Source organism: Bradyrhizobium sp. UFLA06-06, assembly GCF_054820065.1.
In genome coordinates this window covers 1-22,042 of the sequence record NZ_JADFUD010000068.1, presented here as the reverse complement: position 1 = coordinate 22,042, position 22,042 = coordinate 1, and the positions used below count along the sequence as shown (strand labels likewise).

Annotated in this window: 18 protein-coding genes; 3 read left to right on the top strand and 15 right to left on the bottom strand. The window is 57.8% G+C overall.

Going from position 1 to position 22,042, the window contains the following annotated elements:
* Positions 1 to 275 precede the first annotated feature (275 nt).
* Positions 276 to 1,100 (bottom strand): class I SAM-dependent methyltransferase, encoded by an 825-nt coding sequence (locus IF803_RS35715; RefSeq protein WP_461195458.1) that lies wholly within the window; start codon positions 1,098 to 1,100, stop codon positions 276 to 278.
* An 804-nt stretch (positions 1,101 to 1,904) separates the two neighbouring features.
* Between IF803_RS35715 and IF803_RS35710 the strand changes: the two genes are divergently transcribed.
* Positions 1,905 to 3,026 carry an aminotransferase-like domain-containing protein gene (locus tag IF803_RS35710; protein WP_461195457.1) on the top strand — a complete coding sequence of 374 codons (1,122 nt, stop codon included), beginning with the start codon at positions 1,905 to 1,907 and terminating at the stop codon, positions 3,024 to 3,026.
* 302 nt (positions 3,027 to 3,328) lie between these two features.
* Here the strand turns inward: IF803_RS35710 and IF803_RS35705 are convergent, their stop codons facing one another.
* Complete coding sequence (locus IF803_RS35705; RefSeq protein WP_461195456.1) at positions 3,329 to 3,589, bottom strand: DUF3551 domain-containing protein; 261 nt, start codon at positions 3,587 to 3,589, stop codon at positions 3,329 to 3,331.
* A 710-nt stretch (positions 3,590 to 4,299) separates the two neighbouring features.
* Between IF803_RS35705 and IF803_RS35700 the strand changes: the two genes are divergently transcribed.
* Positions 4,300 to 4,623, top strand: a complete 324-nt coding sequence (locus IF803_RS35700) for a Kazal-type serine protease inhibitor family protein (RefSeq protein ID WP_461195455.1) — start codon at positions 4,300 to 4,302, stop codon at positions 4,621 to 4,623.
* A 115-nt stretch (positions 4,624 to 4,738) separates the two neighbouring features.
* Positions 4,739 to 5,434 (top strand): hypothetical protein, encoded by a 696-nt coding sequence (locus IF803_RS35695; RefSeq protein ID WP_461195454.1) that lies wholly within the window; start codon positions 4,739 to 4,741, stop codon positions 5,432 to 5,434.
* A 909-nt stretch (positions 5,435 to 6,343) separates the two neighbouring features.
* On the opposite strand, the gene IF803_RS35690 is transcribed toward IF803_RS35695, so the two are convergent.
* From IF803_RS35690 to aepX, 13 genes are all read right to left on the bottom strand, one after another.
* Positions 6,344 to 7,789: a hypothetical protein gene (locus IF803_RS35690; RefSeq protein WP_461195453.1), complete on the bottom strand. Its 1,446-nt coding sequence runs from the start codon at positions 7,787 to 7,789 to the stop codon at positions 6,344 to 6,346.
* Positions 7,790 to 8,471: 682 nt separating this feature from the next.
* On the bottom strand, positions 8,472 to 9,125 hold the full coding sequence (locus IF803_RS35685; protein WP_461195452.1) for a hypothetical protein: 654 nt from the start codon (positions 9,123 to 9,125) through the stop codon (positions 8,472 to 8,474).
* Between the two features lie 365 nt (positions 9,126 to 9,490).
* The gene (locus IF803_RS35680) at positions 9,491 to 11,008 is read right to left on the bottom strand and encodes a DUF2235 domain-containing protein (protein WP_461195451.1); all 1,518 of its coding nucleotides are present in this window, start codon (positions 11,006 to 11,008) and stop codon (positions 9,491 to 9,493) included.
* Between the two features lie 328 nt (positions 11,009 to 11,336).
* Positions 11,337 to 11,915 (bottom strand): hypothetical protein, encoded by a 579-nt coding sequence (locus tag IF803_RS35675; RefSeq protein WP_461195450.1) that lies wholly within the window; start codon positions 11,913 to 11,915, stop codon positions 11,337 to 11,339.
* Complete coding sequence (locus IF803_RS35670; RefSeq protein WP_461195449.1) at positions 11,915 to 12,256, bottom strand: STAS-like domain-containing protein; 342 nt, start codon at positions 12,254 to 12,256, stop codon at positions 11,915 to 11,917. The genes IF803_RS35675 and IF803_RS35670 overlap by 1 nt, the downstream gene beginning before the upstream one ends.
* Positions 12,249 to 13,388 (bottom strand): hypothetical protein, encoded by a 1,140-nt coding sequence (locus IF803_RS35665; RefSeq protein ID WP_461195448.1) that lies wholly within the window; start codon positions 13,386 to 13,388, stop codon positions 12,249 to 12,251. Before IF803_RS35665 ends, IF803_RS35670 begins: the two co-directional genes overlap by 8 nt.
* Positions 13,389 to 14,099: 711 nt before the next feature.
* Entirely contained in the window at positions 14,100 to 15,233 is a 1,134-nt protein-coding gene (locus IF803_RS35660) for an NAD(P)/FAD-dependent oxidoreductase (protein ID WP_461195447.1), read from the bottom strand.
* Positions 15,234 to 15,259: 26 nt separating this feature from the next.
* A complete protein-coding gene (locus IF803_RS35655; RefSeq protein WP_461195446.1) occupies positions 15,260 to 16,060 on the bottom strand; it encodes an SDR family NAD(P)-dependent oxidoreductase in 801 nt (266 codons plus the stop codon).
* 50 nt (positions 16,061 to 16,110) lie between these two features.
* The gene (locus tag IF803_RS35650) at positions 16,111 to 17,658 is read right to left on the bottom strand and encodes a hypothetical protein (RefSeq protein ID WP_461195445.1); all 1,548 of its coding nucleotides are present in this window, start codon (positions 17,656 to 17,658) and stop codon (positions 16,111 to 16,113) included.
* A gap of 208 nt (positions 17,659 to 17,866) precedes the next feature.
* Positions 17,867 to 18,472, bottom strand: a complete 606-nt coding sequence (locus tag IF803_RS35645) for a CDP-alcohol phosphatidyltransferase family protein (protein ID WP_461195444.1) — start codon at positions 18,470 to 18,472, stop codon at positions 17,867 to 17,869.
* 7 nt (positions 18,473 to 18,479) lie between these two features.
* The gene (locus IF803_RS35640; protein WP_461195443.1) at positions 18,480 to 19,274 is read right to left on the bottom strand and encodes a phosphocholine cytidylyltransferase family protein; all 795 of its coding nucleotides are present in this window, start codon (positions 19,272 to 19,274) and stop codon (positions 18,480 to 18,482) included.
* 46 nt (positions 19,275 to 19,320) lie between these two features.
* Complete coding sequence (locus IF803_RS35635; protein WP_461195442.1) at positions 19,321 to 20,511, bottom strand: pyridoxal phosphate-dependent aminotransferase; 1,191 nt, start codon at positions 20,509 to 20,511, stop codon at positions 19,321 to 19,323.
* Between the two features lie 228 nt (positions 20,512 to 20,739).
* Positions 20,740 to 21,651, bottom strand: coding sequence for a phosphoenolpyruvate mutase (gene aepX, locus IF803_RS35630; protein ID WP_461195473.1), 912 nt, complete (start codon positions 21,649 to 21,651; stop codon positions 20,740 to 20,742).
* Positions 21,652 to 22,042: the final 391 nt, after the last annotated feature.

Below are 22,042 nucleotides of genomic sequence, written 5' to 3'. Positions count from 1 at the left end.
ATATGCGGTGTTTGTTAAGCTGCATTCGCTTGCGGCAATGATCGAACTAAGGTGCTTGCTGGCATTCACCATGACGGATTATTGCCGAGCGAGTCATACGAAGATCGAAAGAAGGGCTCCGTTAGCTTGTTGGCAACCGTGGCTTCTGGATAGCAGTGCTCGCGGGTGATTGAACGACAAAGCAGGAGCAGGCGGCATCCAAAGCGCGGCCTCAAGCGGTCCGCTGCAATTTACCGATTTCTGGGGCTGCTGGTGCGCACGACGCGCATAAGATGTCACTGAGCAACGGGTAGGGCGATTGTCACCTCTGCTGACCATGGAAATTCGACCGTTCCATCCATTGCAGCATATCGCTCAAAGAGCAGGCGATGCCACCTCATCGTCTCTTCGAGGCCGTTGATCTCAATAATCGTTTTGGTATCGCTACGGGATAGACTCAGGCCCTCGAACTGCTCCCACGTTAAATAGTCGTCCCAATAGAGTGCAAAATGGCGGACCTTGCGAAACAGAGGCGATGATTTGAGCTCATGCACGAAATTCACGGGTGCGTAGCGTCCGTCGCTGCCCTCAAATCCGCCGATCACAAAACCGGGAATGTACTGCTCGTGGTAACGCTCGTAATCTCGAAGCATCGCGCTTCTATCCAGATCCCGTCGAATCATCAGCACCGCAATAAGCCCTGATGAGGTCAGGACCCGGTTTGCCTCCGTATAGAATTTGGGTCGATCAAACCACGTCGCTGCGCTCGCGGCTGTCACCAGAGAAATAGTTCCGCTCTCAGCTGGAAGCCGTTCTGCGCTGCCTGGCATATGCTTGACATTCTCGATGCCCGCAGATCCGCAGATGGCTTTCCGACGCATATCGGCGTTCGGCTCGAGACCCGTAATGTTAGCAGAAGGGGGCAATAGCCTCGCCAGTTGCCTTGTAAAGAGTCCCGTGCCACTGCCGATATCGAGCACAGAGAGAGCGCAAAGTCCCGCAAGCTTCACGCGCTCGGCAATGAAGCTCACGAGTTCATCCGGATAATGCGGCCGATAACTGTCATACGCATCAGCAAGCCCAGTGTAGGCAGAGTGCGTATCTACCGGTTGACGGCGCATCGCTCACCTCCGACCGCTTGGTGCGGAACGAGAAAAGCCCGCTTGGCTGGGTGCGCCGCAGATCCTGCGAGGATGTCCTGGGCGCCGTTTGGACAGCTGCGGCACTTGGATGTGCGAGCCCGATCCGGTTGTCTCGGGTATTGGGGGTGTTTCCGCGACAAATTTGTTGCTCGCCGGATGGCCGTTAGAGCTAGCGCTCTAGGAAGAGTTGTTTGTTCTCGCCGGGGGCTGCACATGAAGAGCGTCCTGGTTTTATTACAAGCGCATCACCCGACAGCAAAGTTGCGTCGAACGGCGGAAGTGGCGAATTTGTCTCTTGCAGAGCCACAGCGTTCGTCGTCTCAATCGTTCACACACTCTTATCTTTATCAACTACCCACGTTGGTCGTTGATTGGAACGGGAGCTGCTTCATTTATGGCGAGTTTCGACCGAGCGCGCCAGCGAAGTCCAAAACGGCGCTTACGTTCGGCCGGCAACCCTGTCGATCCAATCATCTTGGTGGATCAACGCTGCCTTGCAGTGGTTCGCGCCTGGTGGGGAGAGGGCTCCGGCCGCGGGAGGAGAGGAGGAGAAATTGATCTTGGTGTTGCTGAGCAGCGTGGCTGCGGACCGTCAGCGGGTGAGGGGAGGCCGTGGATCGCTTCGGTGGGGCATGAAGATCTCTTCGACCATACTCGCCTTCGAGAGATCATGTGACGTCGCTCTTCAGCGAGTCTCGGCCGCGCGCGCCAACGTGGATGTCCTTGAATTGGCAAGCATAGCGTTGTCTCATTGCACTGCGTACTTTAACTGGAACCGGCAAAATGAATATCCTTGGCAGTCGCCGACATGGGGAGCCAATCAGCCTTATAAGAACCACTCCGCCGACCCCAGAATGGTTAGGGGTGGAGTTGTCGAGAACGCTGCTTGAGATATCTGAACGAGGAGATGTCGCGGCACTGCTGAGATATCATCGCTTTCGAGGGACTGATTCTGATCGTCAAGCTGGAGCGGCTTGGCTAGCGAAGCGCTTCGGGGCTGCGCCGTCGATTGACCGGATCATCGTCACGAACGGTACTCAGAGTGGCCTCCTCATCACATTGGTCAACGTGGTTGGAAGCGGCAACGTGCTGCTGACGGAAAGCTTGAGCTATTACGGGGTGCGGCGGATTGCCGGCTTCTTGAACATTTCCGTCAGGGGCATCGCGATGGATGACGACGGAGCGGCGCCGGAGGCGTTCGAGGATGCGTGCAGAAAGCTCACTCCCAAAGCATTGTTTCTTACGCCGACACTTCATAACCCGACCACCATCACGATGTCGCATGAACGGCGGCTCGCGCTCGCCGATGTCGCGAGGCAATATGGCGTCATGATTATTGAGGACGATGTTTACGGGCTGCTTCCACCGGAAGCGCCGCCCCCGATCAGCGCGCTGGCCCCGGACGTCACCTGGTACGCCGCAGGCCTCGCCAAGTGCATTGGCCCCGGCTTGAAGATTGCCTATCTGTTGATGCCCTCCGCTCAGGCGGCCACAAGCGCGTTTGATCGCTTTCAGACGACCTCGGCTTGGCATGTCACGCCGCTGTCCGCTTTGGTCGCTCAAAGCTGGATTGCCGATGGCACCGCCGAGAAAGTACTGCTCGCTGTACGCAATGAGGCGGTCGCGCGACAGGAAATGGCCGCGAGGTTGTTCATTCATGCAACCTACCTGACCAAACCGGAATCACTACACATGTGGTTGGCGCTTCCGCGCAGATGGACGCAGCGGAGCTTTGTCGCGGCGGCAGCCGAGGCCGGTGTCTTGGTTCGGTCCGGAAGCATGTTCGCGGTCGATGAAGCCAGCTCCCCTGAGGCCATTCGCATCGTCCTGGGTAGCCCTGAAACCCGCGCCAGCCTTGGAGAAGCCTTGATAGCGCTCAGGCCTCTTGTGAACGAGAATATGTAGCCTTCCGAAAATCGGAGATTGTTGCGGAGATCGGCACATCCAGGCTCGATCTCGCAAACTATGAGCAGGAGCGCTCTGCCTAGACCTGAAATGCGGCACAAAGCGCGGGGCTCGGATCTGATTCAACGGATGCGGGGAGAAGGCCGCGATGTAGAATGCATGCCGATCGAACGAAAGCTCATGCCGTAGTCATCCAGGATAGACGACACGGCCCGGTTCAGGAGTGTCGCCGGCGCGCGAACCCGAACGGATGGCCTGAGCCGAGCCTGGTCTTCGATTTGCCGACTAGCGACCTTGGCCCATCAGCGCTGTTGCCATCGCTGTTGCTCGAAGGCGTAAACTGGGTTGAGATGACAATAGCCGCCTGTACCAGATGCTGTGGCCATGCATTGGCCATAGGTGGAGAACTGGCAAGTGCCAGGATATCCCCACGCGCGCCCTTGCAGACAATAAGTGTCTTGTATGGCGGGCAGCACGTATTCCGAACGATTTCGAGCATCGGCGGTTGATAAGCCGGCCAGGGCGGAAACTGCGATGGCAATGATGAGCTGAAGGTAGCGCATGGAAGCCTCCGTACCAAGAATCTTATTACCTATAACTTTATTGAAGCTCAAACCGTACGAATTGTACATTCACACCTTGGTCAAGAGCGAATGTCCGGCCGCGTGCGCGCGCGTTTCCTTCGACTAAAGGCAAAGGCGAGCAGGCTCGAGCGAGCCAGGAGCCGCAATCAGTGGTGCGAGGTTGGCAACAACATCATTGATTGGACGGTTTGGGAGAAGAGAGAGGATCAGCTGCTTGCAATGCTGGCAGGAATTGTGCGCCAAGGGCGGCAACTAAGCATTATTCCATCCGCGTGTAATGAGATGACGCATTTTACCGCGGCTTTTGCAATCCGGTTCGCAGGTATACCGCGGTCGTAGCTGCTGCGCTTACCTTGAGCTGAGTGAGGGGCGTTCTGGTGCCAATCAAATGGGAGCTTCGTCTATTCTACAGACGAGACAGGATCGAGCCGTCGTAAATGCGGCCCGCCAGTTGGCGCCGAGCCTGCGGGTTTTCGAAATTTGCGAAAAGTCCAAAAATGGACATGACAAACCCCAGGTAGTTGTCGTATGCTGCCACTATCTTGAGAATTGCTGGTTCCTTACTGGTCTCATTGCCTTTAGGCAAAAACTTATTCTGATCTTCTTGCGCATAACAGCCAAATTGGTGAGCGCTCTCCACTCATAAGTGGGCGGGCGGAGCTTCTTATTCATTGCACGGAGCGTCGCAGATGTCCCTCAAGGGTATACCTTTCTTCGTGTTGTTCCTCGCAGTCTATTTTGGTGTCCCTGCTTCCTCGCAAGCTGCAAAAGTCGGCGAGGCGTGCGGCGGCTTCGGCGGGATCAAATGTGATCGCGGACTTTGGTGCGATCCGACGCCAGGCCAGTGTGGCTTTGCTGATGCATCGGGCGTATGCGTCAAGGTCGGCAAGTTATGTCCGCAATCGCGTGCAAAATCGCTGATCCCAGTCTGCGGTTGCGACGGAAAAACCTACAACAACGATTGCGAGCGGCAGAAGAAGCACGTCGGCAAGAAGAGCGACGGAAGCTGTTGATGCGGATCAGCCTCTCATCAACGAAGCGTGTCCGCCCTTGGTAACCTTCAATAGATTTGCGTGGCTCACGCAGCCACGATCGTTGTCAAAAGTTTTCTTCGCGGAAGGGGACAAGATGATTTCAGCAAAGATAATCGGTGCATGTAGTGCACTTCTATTTCTTGGAGCGGCGAATTGTGCCGTTGCTGCCGATCTTCGCGTTTATCGCCCCGATGGCAGTTTACAATGCAACGAAGGGGAGGCCCGTACTCTCGATCAAGACAAAGCCGTGCTGGAAAGTCTTGGAGCTCACGTTATTAGCCAAGAAAAGAAGCAGTTGCCGTTCAAGATCATGCAACTGTGTGGGGCTCCGACGGGGCAGGCCAACACCTACGTGATCAGCCAGGCCGATTGGGAAAAGATCCGCCGCGGCTTTGTTGGTCCAGCGAAGTTTGGACTATGGATATTCGAATCAAAGACTGCGGTTGTCTATAAATATGACGGTACCATCCTTTGTGTCGAAGGCAGTGGAATCAAGCTTGACGAGATGGCCAAGGAACTCACACGCGCCGGAATTGCGATTGTCAGTCAAAAGAAGACCACTGACGGATTGATGCACATACAGTTGTGCGGATCGATCACGGGTAGCGTGAACGCCTACGAGATTGCATCTTCCGACCTGCAGAAAGCGCTGGATCTCGGCTTCTCTTATTTGATCACGCCTGAAACAGCGCCGTCCATTATTGGCGAACTGGCTTCCAAGAAAAAAGCGCTTGCTGCACCTGCCGCGCGAAACGCAAGTTGGCCTTTGCCTTGGCCGTTCCCGTGGTAGGCGCGTCCATTCTGATCTGCATATCATTGAGGGAGAGAGCTATGTTCATTCGTCCTAGGTTGGCCCTAATCTTCGCTATCAGCATGTTTAGCATTGGCTTTGCGTCTGCTGAGCAGCACACCGATAGATTGTCGCGCATCAGGATCGCTCAGGAGAAATCCACTTGCCCGCAGATCATACATTGCGGAACCAAGAACGGGATGGTCAAAGAGTATCCCACCCGCTGCGCCGCAGAGGAAGATGGAGCGACGAATATCGCGCCTAAGACCGGTCCCACGTGCCCAGCGGCGCAATAGAAGAGCGACGGGCAATCGTGCTCGAACATATGAGCGCGTTCCAGCTTGCCGTGCTGCGTTGTCTGGTCTGCAGGACCTGGTAGACCGATCAAGCAAGCATTGTAGCAAAGTAACGCCGAGCAGTGAGATCTTTCAGCTCGCCGGTCGTGGCTGTTGCGGGCCGGCCTAATCGATCTTTGCCGGATTGATCGTATCGGACGCGGCATGATCCGGCTGTCGGAGAAGAGCGCGACGGGATCGCATTCGTCGAAGTTCTCCGCGCCGGATCCTCGCATTGCAAAGGTGCAGGCGCCGAGACCGCGGCGCCGCGTGACGATGACATGCATGCACCCCAGCGCGCCTGGCCGCGCCATCCGTGACCGCCGCGTGCATTGCTCGGCAATGGAATGAACCCCCATCCGTCACACCTATGGCCACAACCTCAATCCTGAAAGTCGCCCTGAATTGGAGCCGTCCGGGCCGACTGGCTGTCCTGCCCGTCGGCTATCTTGGGGGACCGCGAATCCGCAGTACGAGAGCATGATCCGGAAAAGTGGACACCGGTTTTCCGAAAAGATCCTGCTCAAACAAACAGATGAGATCGTGATGCGTTTCCGTGGAAGCGCATCATGATCTAGGTGCTGCCAAGCGAGGGTTCGAGCTTCTGGCGATCGACGGCTCGCCCGGCAAAATCTGTGAAAAGCTTTGCCGCCCCTTTAGCCTTCTCGAGATATTTCGCATAAGCAGCCGCGCCAAAACGATCAATGGCGCCCTGCATGGTCATCGCAGCCGGGCTCGCCGGAGGGCCGGAAGTCGAGGAAGCGTTGAAAACGGCCTCGCGAAACTCCGCTTCGGCGGTCCGCAGATCGGTCAAGACGGCGTTGAGTTGAGACGCGCTGCTTGGCGAAACAAGCTTGCCTGCGATGTAGACGACCTGGCTCAGTCCCAGAATACCGAGGATGTTCTGAGGCACCGTAAACGACGACAGCTGCGAGATTCCGCCAACGAAGAGGGCGCCTCCGACCGCTGCCGTAAACAGCAGGCTCTGAAAGCGGTACACGTCGAAATTGCCATCGCTCGAGATCAGGTCATAGAATGTTGGCTGCGCCGCGGCGCGCACAGCGGGCCCGTCATACCATCCCCTGCTCAAAAGCCATGCCTCGTTGGCCGGATCGATAGCGGTCTTTGTCGAGTCCGCTCCTTTGGCCATCGCCGCCCCGATACCGGAAATCCCAAGTAGCTGCAGAACGGTCGTCGACAGGTCGGACAGGATACCGATCCGAAGCAGCACGAAAGCGAGCATCCCAAACACCAAGATCGTGAAGAAGAACACCTGGAAGGCCGACAGGCTGCCGCGATTGTCGGGACCTGCTGTGATGCGGATAGGATTCCAGGCCTGTGCGCCTCGCAGAGATTGGCCGGATACACGCATGAAAGCCTTCGCAGCAATGAAATAAGCCGCGATCACGATCAGAAAGGCGACGACCGCACTCGAGGTAAGCGGGCTTATATAGACCGGCAGGTACGAAACATTGAACGGCCTTCGCGTGGCATCACACTGATAGATATACAAATTGCGTTTAGTCCAAAACCCGGCCGCACTTGCGGGGATATCGACCGAAACAATCGTGTCACCGGCGGACAATAGACGCCGTGCGACCAAATCATCGGTCTCACCGGCTCTGCGTGCACGCGCACCATGCCGGCTGTCATCATGGGGCGAGCTGTCATCATCAACGATGAGCGCAAAATAGTGGGCGTCCGAGTCCAGTGAACTGGTGAGCCCGAAATCGACCAGACTGCCTGCAGGGACCAGATTAGCGTTGTAGATGATCGCCGGACTGTTGGCCGTGTTGGCGAGCTTTCGGAAAACCTCGCCGCCCGCGCAATCGGGAACTGGTTTGCGCGCCGCCCTGGCGGCGTCTTTTATACTTGCCGGCGCTTGCGCGCTGCTCTTGCCGGCTGGTTCACCGCCGTTCGTCGTTGCTGCCTGTTCGGGCCGACCATCGGGTGCTACGGCTTTGGATGGGCCAACTACGAGAAGACAAGCGATGAGTGTGATCACTTCGATCAGGCCCATTGGGGTCTGCCGCCGGACGACCATGCGAGCAGCGTTTGCAACCTCGAGCAACGACCATCTCCAATAAGGAAAAGAAAATGCAACAGTGAAACTACCTTAAATAGTAGTTGTACCCGTCTGCACGAGCGAGCAGGACCGGCCGTGACGTTTGAGTTATGCACAAAATCCTGGCGTGACCCGTGTTGATCGTGTCAAGGCCGAAGCTCAATGGCGCGGTGGTGGGTAAACCGGCGTGAAAAAAGCACGGGAGATGGACGCCCCCGGCCTTGCAATGAAATCGCGCGCTTGCAGTCCCTAGTTTCCTCGGCTCCTATTCGCATGAGGAGGTCACGACAATATTCGCACTGCCGGGCAATGGGGGACAAGCGCCGCTCAACGTCGTCTCAATTCTCGTCGCTGAAGAACAGCGTTCCCGAGATGCTTGGTATCAAGCGATACACCAGCGGCTTACACCGGGATCGTCGGAGGATGCTCAGACGAAAATGAACTCCGGCATTGCGTCTTCCTGACAGCACGGGAGAATCGCACGCGACGTCGATCTGCGGGGCTCGCGATCAACGCCGGACGGCGCCTACCCGCGGACACCCTCCCATCGTACCGCTGCTTCGCACCTTTGGCCGCTTCGCTCGAAGCGCTTTGAGATGATGGTTTCGGCGAAAGAAGGCCGACACGGCACGCGTGTTCAGACGTTCTCTTTCGAAGTTGTCTTGCGAGGAACGAACCCATCCTGTCCAACCGGCCCGGCGCGACCGTACCTGGCGAATAGGCGAACGACCGAATTGAATTCATATGCTCGGATGTACTCCCAAAGCGCGGCACGATCCGCATTTGAGAGATGATTGATCTTGTCGCAGGGGTGCGGAATTTCGCCGAGCAGGACCAGCCAGTACGAGAAGAGCTCGCCGAAACCCACGGCTCCAATGACATCGTGGCGTATGAGATGCTCGACCCGTTCCAACCAGAGCAGAAAGTTGTCGAAGGCGGAGCGGACGGCAAGAGTTCGGTCCGTGAATACATTCGTTTCAGTTTGCTCGGACTGCTGCCGTTTCCAGTGGACGGCCAGCGCTATGGGCAGCTCACGCACGTCGAAGATCTGGCCCTTCAGCGTTTCCTCCTTCCAAAATGGGGCGTTCCCATAATCCAACAGACGCATGACAAAACGTACATCAGCGTCTTCAAAGAAATCCTTGGTTTGCTCGGATGCCGCCAACGCGCGCTCGCGCTGTCGGGTCAAGTTCGCCTGCGCGCTGTTCATGTAATACCGATAGAGGCCGAAGATCGAACCAGCCGCGGTCAAGGTCAGGCCGATCAGTGCCACCGAATTTGAGTCGGGCATTGCAATCTCCTTTGGGCACTAGGGAGCTGTATCGTTCGCGGGTGTTGCCACGGCGATGCCGCAAGTGAAGCCTGCGCTAACCAGGATCGGATCACCCGCAACTTGTTGACGTCGCCGGCGGCCCATCAACGCCGTTGCCCAACACCTGGAGGCATGGACGCGTCAATGCGCTGAATTTCGTTACTGCAGCGAAGGCGCCGGCCGCTCGTTGATCGGAACGCGAAGTGGCCGAATAGAGCCGCTCCACCCGAACGGCGCCGAAGACATGCTTATGACAGCTGCTGCTCATGGGCGATCGAATTGGCCGGTGGTCTAAATTCGTGAACTTGAAGGCCCATGACGGCAGGTGAGCATGAAGGCGCGGTCTATAGGCGGCCAACATGGTTGGCCTTCTCCCATTTGAGTTCGAGATCGTCAGCGACGTACTTGGCCGGCTGCGCCGTGCTTTGATCGAAGTAGTGCCTGAAGTCCACGTGGGCCTTCATATTGTCCGGGCGATACTCTCCTATTCGATCGTATAGCAGGACCGAACCGGCCGCAAAGCGCTCGTAGACGGACTTGTGCATAGGTGAGGCGGATTGGCCTGTTCTCGGGTCCACCGGGAGGTAACGCACGCCGGCCCTGAGAAATCCATTCGCCTGTTCGTTGTGCTGGGGACCAGCGGGATCAGGCGAAAGCCGTAACACGCTGCCGTCATGCTTGAGCCCATGTGGAATCAGGGATGCGCCCGCAACCATCCAGTTCAGGGCAACATCCGACAGACGAGCGTGGTTTTCCAGGTAGCCGCCGCCGATATCGGCATGGACGCCGGGAAACCATACCTGCTCAAAGTAAAGGTTGCCCAGAGCGTCGCGCTCGTCCTCCTTATCTGCCGTCGGCGTCCAAGGCACTCTCTTGAAATCAGCGCGGTTCTCGTCGATCGAAATCGCATGCTTGGCGTAGCCGACATTCCTGTTGAGCGTGGTGTCATAAAATTTGTGTTTGGGGGGTGCCAGGTGCAGCGTCAGCATTCGCTTCCAGAAGCTATAACCCGGCAGAGGCGGTGCAATCTTCAGATAGTTGATGATAAAGGCGATTACCGCCGCGGCGACCCCGAGGTAACTCAGGATCCGGACGGCGAGCCCCGCCCAAGGGAAAACGGGTTCGAGCAGGCTGCCGCCCCAATTCAGACCGAACAAGAGCGCGATCGCGAAGACCACCAGCGCCGGCCCGAGATACTTGTGCCCGAGAGCCGCCACCGTATCGAAGACACCGATGAAGTATGGAAATACGTTCGCTTGCTCGGTGCGGCCTGCTGTCTGCGAACTGCCATGTTTCTTCCTGAACTCCGCAGCGATCGCGTCGCGGGTTTCAAGCAGGAATTGACGGTAGCCTTTCGTATCCTTGCGGCTATAAGACGGGCAGAACTGATAGACGTTCTTTACCGCGTGCTCGGCGAGCTTATGGATGCTTTTCGGATCGCGGCGTAACGGGGAGCCGTCGGGTAGGTTGCGCGGGATACCGCACGATGACATGACGCCCGCAACCGAGCGCACTGTATATGCGCCGCGACTGAAGCCGATCAAATAGATGCGATCACCTTCCTCGTACAGGCTGATAATTGCCGCATAGCAGTCGACAATGTTCCGCGTGATGCCGAGCCCCGTCGCCATGCTGGCGAGATTGTAGAGCCAACGCATCCAGCCGATTTTGAAGTGACCACCATCGGATGCTGAGCCAAGTCCGACATCGTAAAAGGCGACCTGTTCGGCCGGTTCGACCTTTGTGTCCGGGCCTACGCGGCACGCCCGATAGAGCTTGTATACGTTCGTCCGGGCTTCGTCGAATTTGATGCCGCCGGCCTGGCCTGTGCCGTCCGAGAAGATCACGATATTCTTGGGCATCGCACACCATTCCCCCAAAGCGCGTCAATAGCTATCCATATCATGGACGCGCGCGAGAAATGCGCGTCTTGACCAACGAAAGGGTGAAATCCTGCGCATCGTGCGACTACGTGCATGCAACATTCGGGTGACTATCTGCAGAAGCGATAGTCACGACGAGGCACGCGAGCGCCAGAACTGATCAGCGCCCTGAGGGCCGAACGATTGCCACTGGGAAGAGAAGGATCTGGGGCGGGTCTGACCGAATGGCGCCTGTCCAAGTTCGCTCGCCGAGGCGGCCCGCTCCCCATTTGTGCCTGAGGTGGATGACTCGCGTCACGCGTCAGCGTCAGGGGTAAAGCTGATAGAACAGCGAGTCGATGCGACTTCTGATTTCGCTGGCAACCGCAGAAATTTCCTCGGCCTTGGCATTGTCGGCCTGCCGCTGAGGGTCGTCGAAGGGATCGTTTGTAACCAGGTTACGAAGTCGCGCGATGTCGTGAACGATGTTGATCGCTAGGGGACAGTCGATAAACACGTGTCGGATATCTGTGATCCAACCCTGCTTCGTTCGCCGGCGAAGATCAGTTGCGGCGATGCCTAGCTCTTGAAGCTTGCCTTTGGCAGCCATGACCTTCTCGACCCGCGTCTCATCGGGAGAGGCAATCCACGCCGCCACGCAGGCTTCCTGGGCGGCGGTCAGCGCATCTTTCGCAAACTCCTTGAGGTCGACGATTTCCTTCCTGCGGTCGCGCGCCACTGCAAATCTGTGAGCGACCCACAATCCCAGAATGGCAACCATTAGCCCGGGCACAGTCGGGGCGTAAATCGCAAAATCCGTCCACGAGGGAGGACGTTGTTCCAGTTGAATGGTGAAGGTCTGCGTCTGGGAGCCGGGACCGATGTTGATCGTGACCGGCTGTGCCATCAGTGGGCATGCGCTGCCGTCTTCGGCGACTGAGCGAGCTCGATCGCTTCGTTGACTGTCGCCAGATAGCTCTCGTCGAGATCCGACTTGACGCGAACGCGGCGCCGGACGTCAGCCTTGGTCATCCCTTCGGCGAAGACGAGCCCACCGAATGCCTCGTCCAGAAAGGACGAGCCGATCCCGGTCGTGCCATCGAGATCGACCGTGACCACGTCATTCTTCTTCAATTCGGCGACGAGGACCTTCCTGAACTTCTCTCCACTGAAAGGGCCTTGCTTAATGAAGCGTGGCCCGATATGGCGGCTGAAATCCTGAGCCAGCGAAATTTTGCGTTCACTCATCCTGGATCTCCAACGCAGATCCCGTGTGTCTGATCCGCCATTCTATCAGAGTTCCCCCGATCGAGGTGGGAAAATCTGAGATGGTTTGATTTAGCTTCGAGTAGGTGTAGACGCCCCGGTTCGAGCAGACCCGCAATTCTCCGTCATCGCAGGTGTCAATGAAGCGCTTCATGTCCTGGAAGCCCCGCCCGCGGCCAGGTTGGGCGGTGGAAGTCCGGTGCAATTCGGTCGCTGCAGCAATCATGTTCCCGTCGGTCGGCGTCCAGGTCATGTTCATAATGGCGGTGAGTGCTTCGAAGGCGTTTGGCAGCAAAGTCCTGGGGATGCCCACGCCTTGATCCAAGATAAGCACCATCATCTCTTTGTGAACAGGGTTAAGGTAGCCGGCCAACCACCATCGCCGCGGCATCACATCGTAATCCCCTTTCATCACGTAGGCATGCTCGTGTGCATTTCCCATGGCCTCTTTCAGCGCGGCAACCATGCGGTTCTTTGCGAGGTCGGTCATTTTGAATGCGCTCCGAACGACCAGATCGCAGAAGTCGGCCGCCAGCTGCGGATGAACGGAGTTCATGCTGAGGAAACGAAGGAAGTGGGGGCGCTCGCCCCGAGGCCGGGCGTCGAGCATCTCGTCAATCCCATTAAGGCCCAGCACCTTGAAGAAACCCATCTCCCGCAATTGAAAGAAGATGTTTTTGTCCGATGGGTAGTTCCCGACCACGGAAGATCCGCCCCGCCAAATCCGGAGTTGGCGGCATCTAAATACCTCTGCAACGAGCAAAAGCGCCGCTGCTGGCTCTAGCTCTCTGAGGTGATCGAAGTACAGGAAAACCGGCGTGCGCTGGTTGAGGACGAGTTCGCGAATGGTTTCAATCGCCGCCACACTCTGTGCATAATTGTCGCGGAGCGAGAATTTGGCGGGGATCATAATAGGAACACGGGCCTGCTGCTCAGGGGCCTCGACGCGAAACTGAGCCTCGAATTCGGCCCGATAAACCTTCAGCTCCGCTACACGATTGGCTCGAGCCAGGGCTCGAAGATGCAGAAGGGAACGGCGCCGTCGCTCGCGCCGCTCCCGACGCCGCAGCGCGCGGACGATTTGAATCTTGGCTGTGCTTCGGAGGCGTTTCATCTAGCGGAGGATTACCTGCGCGAACGCCGCGCTTGTTCGCCTTATAGGGGCGTTCCGGTCCGCGCAATCCGATCCCTCCTAGAGCCTCCCAAAACGTGGGCTTTTCGACCGTTTTCCTGCCAATCCTTGTTGCAGTCGGAGACAAGTTCCCCGGGCGGCGAGGTGGGGACACATGGGCCAAGTGGGCGCCAAGAATTTTCAAGGCAACCGGCGAGCAGAAGAAGCTGTTGATGCCATCAACGCAAGAAGCCGGAAGCGCCGGGCTTGTGAAGGATCCGGATGGGGTCGAGCAGGTTGGGAGAGGGAGAGCCGCGCCGGGCAGGAGGCTAGCCTCGCAATCCACTCGTCTTCGTCGCGATACGCTTTGCCGAGCGGTTGCGCGACGTGAGTGTGAAGGGCGCCCGTTGCCGTTGCTCTTATGGCATTTCTGCCGGGCTTGGGCCGCGCGTCGGCTTCAGGAGCCGGTTGGGTCTGAACGCATTTTGTGGCAAGGAAACTCAAGGCATTTTAGCTTTCGCTCGATTTCTACGATCCCGGAATCGCGGCATTCGGGCGCACAGCACGCCGCCAGTAATCCTTCGATCATGATGCCGCCCTGAGACAAACGTCTCCGAGTTTGTGGGCGGCGGCTGCCGATAAGTCGATGCTCGGCTGACCACTACCTCTAGCTTTCTCATGCGTATCCATGATCCTGCTCCAGCGCTTCCGTGGCTACGTTGAACGGTCTGGTGGCAGCGGTTGCTTACGCCAATCGGCATCTTGCGCAATTGATCGCCTCGGCCGATAGGCGCCTAGCTCGATGGCCTCGTTCTCTTCCACTATTTCAGACGCGACGAGGCGTCCTGCTAACGGACCAAGGGTTATTCCGCCGTGCATGACCGCAACGTATACGGTGCGGTCTTCGTCGAGAGCGCCAATCATCGGCCGACCATCCGCCGGCATCGGGCGTACACCAACTGTCCATCTTTGTCCCATTTCCGCGAAATTCATGATCCACTGGCTTGCCGAGCTAATCAGAGAACGGCGCTCCTCCTCCATTCGCTCGTGCTCGGGGGCGTCACCAGCGACCGCAGCGACGCCAGCCAGAAGCCCTCCGTGGTCGCCCGGCCTGATATGGAGCTTGTCGGCGTAGACAGCCCGTCGCACGCCTTGCGAGCCCAGCGAACAAGAGAGGTCCACAAGCGGTCCAGGTGCCGTTGTCAATCTAAGTGGGGTGAACCCGGCAGGCGTGAGCAGTGCATTGGTGTCATTGCCGGCCGCCAGCACGAGGGAGTCGAATACCTCAATTCCTGTCGTAAGGCGCAGTCGTGCCTGTGACTGAAGGCTCTCAAGACCTAGTACTCGCTCCCGCCGATACCGAACCGCAAACTGCTTGGTAGAGCGGTCTATCAGAGCCCGGCATAGCGCTCCCGCATTCACCCATCCTTCTTCCGGAACAAGAACTGCTTTGGCGGCCGATTCGGTCCTGATAGATGGCTCAAGGCGACCCGCGGCGGCCGGTGAAATGGACTCCACCTGACTTCCGTACTTGGAAAGGGCCTTGGCATTCCGTTCGAGCTTTGCAGCATCATTCCCAAAGGAAGCGAGCCGCAGCGTTCCAGTCGTGTGGAGGTGGCGCTCGCTTCCGACGTCGCGAGCGATCATGCTGTGGTACTTGATAGCGTCGAGCCTAAGCGGCAGGTCGGCTTCGGCTTGCCCAAACGCATTAAGACATGCAAACGATGTGGAGGAGACGCCGTTGCCAGGTTCGCCAATATCGAAAACGGTCACACGCGCACCGGCCTTCCCAAGGTGATAAGCAATGGAGCTGCCAATGATACCAGCCCCGACGACTCCGATTTTCATCGGCTCCTCCTTCCTGGAAAGTCTGCTCATGTACTGGCGGTCAGCCCGCCATCTATGCGAAGAATCTGGCCCGTCACGAACCTTGATAGCGAAGACGCGAAGAAGTGCACAGCTCCCGCGACATCCTCAGGCGTAGCCAATCGCCCAAGCGGGATGTTCACCGTGGCTCGCTTGAATGCGGCCGGGTCATCGAAGGCTTTTTCATTCTTCTGCGTCCGTACCAGTCCAGGTGCGACACCATTTACGGTGATGTCGTACGGCCCCAATTCCGTTGCCAGTTGCTTCAACAATACGGCGAGCCCGCCTTTGGCGGCGCAAAAGGCGCTATAGCCGCGGTTTCGGAAGCCAAGCGATGAGCGCACGGAAAGAAGATGAATATGACTCCCGCCTCTTCCAGCGGATAATTGCTGAGCAGCGACCGCCTGGGAGAGAAACATTCCGGCACGCAATGTCCTGGAATAGACCTCATCGAAGGCTTCCGGCGTTACCTCAAGCAGCATCTGCTCCTTGTTGAAGCCGGTGCAGTTCACCAGAATATCTATAGAACCATATTGTTGCTTCAAGGACGCAGAGAGCGCATGCACCGCGCCGACATCGCACGCGTCCAGCTCGATAGCATGCGCAGAGAAGCCTCGCGTGGCCAACTCAGCGGCCAGAGCCCACGCCCGGTCTCTATTTCGTCCCGCAATAATGCTGGTCGCACCGGCAAGGGTCAACACTTCGGAGATTGTTGTGCCGATCGCTCCGTAGCCGCCAACGATCAACGCCACTTTGCCATGCAAGCTCAACGGATGCTGGGATCCCACTTCGATCGTCCGAACGTTCATTTGAATCTCCCTTGGATTTCGGCGCGATAATATCCATGACCTTGGTCGAGCTATCCGGAATTGAGCGAACGTTGCGATGCATGAAATTCCGCCGAACCGTATTGGCCCTTGAAAACTGGTCCGAGATGTTCTTTGGCGCTGCCACCGAGCTGGACCGTTCCACTGATAGTGCCATCTTCGGCGACCTTGCCCTCGAAGCCATAGAACAGGGACATCGGTACCTGCTCGTGTGCAGCCTCGAAGCGGACATGGTCGCCGTGAATCTCTCCGGAAAGCTTGCCGGAAGATGATCCGGTGTGATGAACGCCTGATATGAGCATCTCGTTCTGCTCAAGATCGAGATGATGTGTCGCCGAGCCATGAAGGAACTGAATTTCGATACGCCAACTCCCTGAGACGTCGGCTTCTGCCCGAAGCGGTGAAGGTCGTTCAGCAATGCACCGCGGTTCATGAAATGCGCTTGCCAAAGCACGGCCGACGATCTCCGCCTCGTCATCGCCGAGATTGACGGGGTCAAGCACGATCGAGGTCGGCGTTGACCAAAAATCGTGGATAAGAATCCGTGGTCGCTGCCGTAAGAGCGCAAGCCGAAGATCTTCGGCGCTGAATGGAACGACCTTCTCGTCCCAGCTCACCTTGAGCCGAACTGCTGTGACAGAACCAGGCCAGGACAGCACCTCAGTTCTGACGCCGGGCCGGGAATTGAGCTCCGCCTCAATCAGCTTTAAGCGCGGAAGCCACTGGTCACGGTCGTGTTTTGCAGTTCGAAAATTGATCCAGCGGTCGAGTGCCACGACAGCACCCACAATCTCCTCCTTGCCCACCTTCATCGCTCGGCCGAAGGCCTGGTGAGGCGCTCCGTTCCACCAGATTGCCTTGCATAGCCGTTCACTACCGAGCACGATCGCAGTGGATTGTGGAGCTCGGATATATTTGCCGCCCGCATAAACCACCAGGTCGGCGCCGCATTTGATCCAGCGATCAGGCGTTTCTGGCGAAAGCCCGGCGGCCTCGACGAGAATCGGCACGCCGTTGGCACGGGCGAGAGGGACGGCTGCGCTCAATGGCAAAGCGGACGCTGAATCCATGCGGCCGAGCAGGCAGATCATCGCGACGCTTCCGTCCAATGCCTCCGCAAGCCCTTCTACAGTGGCAACACTCACAATCTCGCCGCCTGCGATACGGATTGCCTGTTCATAGGAAAACCGTTGATCAGAGGGGATCAATACCTTCTTGCGCGGCCCCGATGTTTCCGGCAATCGCAACATCAATTCCGGATTGTTTCCGGCGATGCACGCCGCAGTGGCTAGCGCCAGTGTCGCCGCAGTGCCGGCGGTAATCACACCCCATTCGGCGCCAGTGAGTTCAGCGAGCCGTCGACCTGCAGCCTCAGCCAATTCATCCATGTCGACGAATGCCTCTGCAGCCGCGTTCATGGCCGCGATGACTTCGTCACTCGGATTGCTTGCTCCATATAACGTGCGCACACCGGCGCATTGAATGAACGGCTCGACGCCGATTTCCCGAAAGATCCAGCCTCGCTCGTGCTCTCGTTGACGCAGATCGGGGCGCTGCAAGAGTTCAGGCCGGATGGTCATGCCAGCCACCTCGGTGCAGGTACGATCATCGCTTCGACAATAAGTATCTCGCGACCAAGTACGTGATGCCGGGCTGTTTCGGACCTCAGAAAGAAGCAAGGTTCAGGCAAGCGGCTCTGGACCCGAATATAGCAGGTCCGGCCAGGAACCCTGCCAGTTGCTCGGATCATGCCCACCTTCACGTAGCGCGACAATCTGCCCATGGCTGTCAAAGAGAACGGCTGGCTAAGGCGGCTGAAGACGCCACGACGAAGATGCTGATTGCCGCATACATTGCCGGGCTGGGTGACGGCACGCGAATGGACGCCACGTGAGCGGCGGCAAGCAGCAGGAAACAGACGTTCACGAGCCACTCAAATAGTTCGGCTCCGATCAACGGCTGTAAAAGGAACAAGAGAGCCATGAGCGGCACGTCGTACGACAAAGGCACACCCAAGAAGCGCCCGTCCGACGATCGGCCGAAATTTGCAAAATAGCTAAGCCTGATGGCTCCCGTCAGGAGCAGGGCAGTGGCCGTCGCCAGGGAAAGAATGGAAGCGTGGCTGAGCTGAATCACAATTGCCGTGGGCAGGACGGCTCCATAGATAATATCCCCGAATCCGTCCAGGCTCTTGCCCATTCTTGCAACGTCCGGGTCGCGGTTCGGCGTGCGGTTGGCCACGATTCCGTCGAGGTGATCTGCCAGGACAGCCCAAAGAGCCACTGCCACTGATAGCTCAAGGTCCCCGGACAAGGCGAGGAATAGGCTGGCGGAAGAAAAAACAAGCCCCCCCGCTGTGATGGCGTTTGCGGGATCCCAAAGGTATCTTAGCATTGGCACCTCACTGATCCCGCGGGTCACACGATTGGCGAGCGGCATGCGCTCGTGAGAAGATGCGCTCTGCGAGACGCAGATCTTCGGCGGTATCGATTTCGCACCACCTGAGATCATCGCATCGCGCGGCTGCAAGCTGCAGGCCGCGCCTCTCCACCAGATAGCCAAGGAGCTCCTCGGTGTAGGCCTGCTTGGCTCCGGACCCGATAACATCGTCCAGGGCTGGAACGATTGTTGCCTTGAGGGTCGGGCCCGAAAATCGTAGCAGGTTCATAGTTTTGAAAAGCTGCGGGCCGGCTGTGTCAATGTTGGCCGCCGTCTGCTTCATGCGGAAACCTGTGATGAAGCCGTTATCCGACAAAAGAACTGCAGACCCTTCCATCGATTTGTCGAAGGGAGCTACTGCTGCCACATCGCTCGCTGGGCCGATCAGGCGGCGCAATGCATCTTGCTCGAAGAAAACGTCTCCCTCGAGGACAAGGCAGTCCCCTGAAAGCAGCGCCTCACGCGCCAGCCAGAGGGAATAAGCGCTGCCGGTGCGATCGAAAATCGTCGATTCGACGTAGTTGATCTGAACCCCGCCGAAGCGGCTGCCGCATGCATACTGGATGGCGTCCTTGCGGTAGCCCACGACAACCGTCACCTCACCGACGCCGACGGCCTCCAGGTTCCGCAGGGCGTTATGCAGGATCGGCATGCCGTTAACCTCGACGAGTGGTTTTGGCCGCAGATCCGTCAGCGGCCGCAGGCGTGAGCCGAGGCCGGCTGCAAGCACGATAGCGCGGAGAGGAAATTCGGGCATAGTGATAACCCTCCACAAGCCCAAGCACGCCGAACCCACCAGGATTTCAGTTCCACGTGTTCAAGGTTGCGGACAGACGCCGCAAGCCCTTGTCGAGCGAGCCAAGATCAACCCCATAGGAGAGCCGGACCCCGTCGGAATCGCCAAAGATCGTGCCCGAAACTGTCGCGACACCGGCGTCCATCAGTAATACGTTAACGACGTCATCGGCGTTGAATTCGGGGCCGGGCCCCTTGGTGCTTTGCCGCCATCCTTTAAGATCGAGATAGAAGTGGAATCCGCCCTGGGCTGCAGGTTTGGGGATCGACGTCAGGCTCGAGAGGATCGAGAGCCCAAGCGTTCGCGCCTCGTTGACCTGACGTTGAAGTTTTTGTTGGAAGGCGTCATCACCGGAGTCCAAATGATGGAGCAGCGCATGCTGGGAAATGACATCTGGGTTGCAGGCCGTATCGCGTTGAAGCGCCAGCGCGGCGCTAATAACGGCTTTTGGGCCGGCGAGATAACCAATCTGCCAGCCGGTCAGGGCCAGGGATTTGGAGAACGAATTAACGATTAGAGTGCGGTGACGCGCCGCAGGAGCGACCGAGACGATCGGATGATGGATGTATGGAGCATGGGCGAAAGCCCCATAGCATTCATCGAACACAATCCAGAGATCCCGCTCAGCCGCAAGCTGCGCAATTTCAGCAAGAGTTTCGCAGTCGTAAATCGTGCCTGTCGGGTTGTTCGGGGTGTTGACAACGATCGCTTTAGTCTTTGACGTGACTGCCGAAGCCAGATCTGAAAGCTTCGGCACGTAATTGTTATCTCTTGTCTCGATGAAAATCGGCGCTCCGCCTGCCAAGAGGACCTGCGCGGGGAAAGAAGTCCAATGTGGAACGGGGATGAGCACCTCATCTCCTGGATTCAGAAGCACCATAGCTGCGTTGAAGAGAGCATGCTTGGAGCCGCTCGTAACTGCGACTTCGTCCGTCGACCAGGGTTGACCGGTCTCGCTGGAAATTCTGCGAGCGATCGCGTCTCGGAGCTTCGTCGGGGCGCCTGTCTCGGTGTCGCGGTTGATGCTGCGATTGATCGCGATGATCGTGCCCTCGCGCACCATCGGCGCTAGATCACTCCGGATCTCTTCGGCGGTCAGATCGATGATATGCTCGGCGCTCACGGCAGCTGCTTTGGCCGCGGTCCACGCCGCAGCGGTGTCCGGGTATTTGAACAGGGCTGTTCGCTCCGCCAACATGTGCGTTCTCCATTAATCCGGCATGTCACTGGCGCTGCGACGAAGCTTGTCGCTACCAAAAGGGACAATTGCTCATGAAGCCGACGTCATCATTCATTTGACTTGTCGGTGGTTTTGATCGCCCCTGAGAGGCCGAGAAATTGCTACCAAAGCATGCCGTCCACTTAGCTAGCTGAAGAGCTGCCGTGCCATTGTGAGTCCCTGCGCCACATTGTATGGCAGACGGTTTCATGTCAGCTGTCCTACGGAATCGATGCCTCCATCTGAATGAAAAGCCCCGCATCGCTGCCCGGGCAGATATCGAGCTTCCGCTCGTGCCAGTTCGTCATATCTTAGCAGTTCGAAGACCTCATCAAGCGTCGCGATACCAGGCTCAATGCTCGCAGTGTTCTCCTCGGTCATAATTCGATGACAGACTTGCCGCATTGCCGCTATTGCCGCTCGCATTGAGTGATTGGCCCAGATCACCGTGGAGATGCGAGCTTTGCGATACACGGACGCTGATGTTCGATAATATTTCGTAGGAACGATCACGACCGGCAACTTGTTCTGCCAGGCGCGTGCGAACGCAAGGATCTCATCTGCGGCACTCCTTCGCGAGTGAATGAGGATCGCGTCGGCCCCCGCGTCTGCATAAGCGTGAGCGCGCATAATTGCCTCGTCCATCCCTTTACCGCCGATCAGTGCCTCGATCCGGGCCACAAGAACGAAGTCTTCGGCCACTGCATCCTTCACCGCGCGCAGACGGCCGGAGAATTCGTTGACATCGGCGAGCGGATGCCGATCGCCAACAAACGAGTTCGTCTTGGGAAAGCAGCTGTCCTCCAGCGCGACACCGGCTGCGCCCCGTTGATGGAGTTTGCGCGCCAGCAGACGAGCATTGTTGAAATTCCCGAAGCCGCCATCGCCGTCGACGAGGACAGGCAGTCGAGTCGAGTCCACGATCCGCTCGATTACGTCCGCGAGTTGGCTCCAGGACGCTTCGTTCGCGTCGCGGTAACCGAGGGAGCAGGCGATCGACAGACCAGATGCCCAGAGCCCTTTGAAACCCGCGCGCTCGGCGATTGCGGCGGAGAGGCCGTCATGTGCTTCCATAAGGAACGAGAGTTGACTGCTGGAGCAGACCTCGGCTCGCAACATTTCCGCAGACGAATCAGCGGAATGATCAGGGCGATTGGCGAGAACTGATTGGGATTGATCTTGCATGCCAACTCCTTGGGCGCTTGAACGGCTGACATTCGCAGTGAAGTTGACATTCGTCTGTCATCTGAATCAATTGCGAGGTTTGGTAGTTGACCGGGCCCTAAATTGTGGCCCAAGATGCGCGCGAACTTGGCTGAGACCGAGGGAAACTGGGTCGATTTTGCTTGTTTCGGCCGCTGTGCGCGTAATAATTCCGTTTGCGCGTCGCGGACCTCCGGACTATCGAACGTTTGGGGGCCGACAATGTCGAGGGGGCGGTCCTTCAGAGCCGATCAGCAGGCATCATGGCCGGGCAGTCGCATTTTTACTCAGTCCCACAAGGTTAGAG